This window comes from Phytoactinopolyspora endophytica (assembly GCF_004138495.1).
In the GTDB taxonomy this organism is placed as follows: Bacteria; Actinomycetota; Actinomycetes; order Jiangellales; family Jiangellaceae; genus Phytoactinopolyspora; species Phytoactinopolyspora endophytica.
This window is the reverse complement of sequence record NZ_ML142856.1, coordinates 282,654-284,891: the sequence shown is the minus strand read 5'-3', so window position 1 is coordinate 284,891 and position 2,238 is coordinate 282,654. Positions and strand designations below refer to the sequence as shown.

Genomic DNA, 2,238 nt, shown 5'->3' with positions numbered 1-2,238 from the left:
GTCATGGTGCCGGATCCGCTGTCCCCTGTGCAGCGGATCCGGCACCACGTCTTCTGTGGGCGACAGGATTCCCGTCAGCGACGGGACCAGCCTCGTTCGCCCTCCGTCAGCCCGCCCCAGATGCCGAACCGCTCCGGCTGCTGCGAAGCGGCTTCGCGGCACTGGGCCGCAACCGGGCACGAGGCGCAGACGTCCTTGGCGACGGCTTCGCGCCTACGGAGCGTGCTGCCACGCCCTTCCGGGTAGAAGAGATCGGTGTCCATGCCGCGACAGGCCGCGAACGCACGCCAGCTGTCCTGCTGCCCGAACCAATCCCGAGCGTGCAGCTCACTGATGTCGATCATGGCGGTCATGTGGTGGCATCTCCTTCATCGAGACGATCAAGACCCTCATGCCCCACTTGACGAGTACAGGTACCCGTCATGACGCCAAATCTGAGAATTTTTCTGGATCTTTTTGGGCGGCGCGCTGACCTGGTACGACGCGTGACCTGACAGACCTGCCGACCTGGAGGCTCGGCCGCTGCGGCCGAGCCGGGATGACCACGCCCAGGGCGTGACAATGCCGCGCGACCGGGTCCGGCCGTGCGGCGAGTGATATTCCGTTGTGCGGTTGTGGGATCAGTCGGACGAGACGAACTTGAACCTCTGGTTGACACCGCCATGGCAGGCATAGGCGATCAACCGGGTACCACTGGCGATGTTGCTGCCTTCGACGTCGAGGCAGACTTCAGCTCCTATGTAGGGAAATGTGGTGGTGAACGGTTGCGCCCCGTTGCCATGAGGGTCGAAATGCCAGAGTTGATCAGCGGATGGCTCCGGGCTCCCGCAGTCCCTCAGCTCGACCGGGAAGTTCGCGCCATCGGGCGTCGGTGACACGCTCATACAACGGCCGTCGGCCCAACGGACGGCATGTCCGTTGGGCCCGGAGTCTGTGAACTCGGTATACACATCCCACACAGGGGGATCCGAACAACTGTCCAAATGCAGAGTGCCGTCGCTTCCGCCGTCCGGCTGTACGCACAGGTTGTTGCTCCCGCCACCTGCGACGGTGCTGATCGAACCCGACTCGTTCTCCCTGACTCTCAAGGTGGCGGGACTGCTCTCAGACTCGCCGATCGAGTTCTTGAAGACCACGCGATACTTGCTGTTGTTCTGGCTCGTGCTAGTGACATCAACTGTGAGCGTGGCGGACGTTCCCTTCGAGGTCACGTCAAGGTTTCGCCATCTGCCACCTTCGTTCACCTGCCACTGTGCGGTTGTGTCCTTGGGATTTCCAGCTTGGGCCGACGCCGTGAAGATAGCTTCCCTTCCGGTCGCTTGCTCGATATCCGCCGGGTTGCTCTCGATGGCTGGTGCCCAGTTGACTGTCAGATCGGCGGAATTGCTGTTGGCGGTGCCGACCTCGTTCTTGAAGACCGCCCGGTACTCGTAGTTGTGCTGCGACTTGTCGATGCCGGAAAGCTCCAGCGTCGCTCTCGTCCCACGCTGGCTGGTGCTGCCAGCACCGGCCGTCTGCCACGAGCCGCCAGGTGCACGGCGTTGCCAGGTGACACTGCTGGGCGCCGGGTTGGCGGAGGCAGAAGCGGTGAACGTCGCGTCACCTCCCTCGTTCACGTTGACGCTGTCCGGGCTGGAGGTCAGTTCCGGTGCGTAGTGAACGGTGAGAACGGCCGGGTCGGTGGTGACGGTGCCGTGCTCGTTCTTGGCGACGACCCGGTACTGGCGCCCGTCGTGGCCGGCCTTCGGTGTGACGGTCAACGTGGAGGACGTTGCTCCGTCGATGTCGCTCCAACCTCCGCTGGCCGGGGACATCGTCGGCGACGAGTCGTCGCTGGCGCTGGATGCCGAGGCCGGGTCCCGGTACTGCCAGCTCAGCGATGGTGCGGGGTTACCTGCCACATCGACGGACAACGTGGTCGGCTGGCCGGCCCGCGCTGTCGTGTTCTGCGGACCGCTGTTGACCGTCGGTGGGCTCGTGGGGTCGTCGTCGTCCGGTGGCGGGGTGGTCTCCGGATCATCCGTCGGGTCGTCGGTCTCGTCCGGCGTTTCGTCGGGATCGTCATCCGGGGTCTGAGTCGGCTGGTCCGGACTCTCCGGGCTGTCGGGGCTGTCCGGTGTCTCCGGGTCCGCGTCGGGTGTCTCCGGGTCCTGCGTCGGGCGAGGGAAGCTGATCGGCAGGTTGCTGTTGTCGCCCGGTGGCTCCGCGTCCGGCGAGAACGGCGGCGGCGTGTCGGAC

General features: G+C 65.1%; 2 protein-coding genes. Both read right to left on the bottom strand.

Annotated elements, in window-relative coordinates:
• Positions 1-74: 74 nt before the first annotated feature.
• A complete protein-coding gene (locus tag ELR45_RS17620) occupies positions 75-344 on the bottom strand; it encodes a WhiB family transcriptional regulator (RefSeq protein WP_129667600.1) in 270 nt (89 codons plus the stop codon).
• A gap of 276 nt (positions 345-620) precedes the next feature.
• Positions 621-2,238: immunoglobulin domain-containing protein (locus ELR45_RS17615; protein WP_205856783.1), on the bottom strand; the 1,618-nt coding region annotated here is incomplete at its 5' end.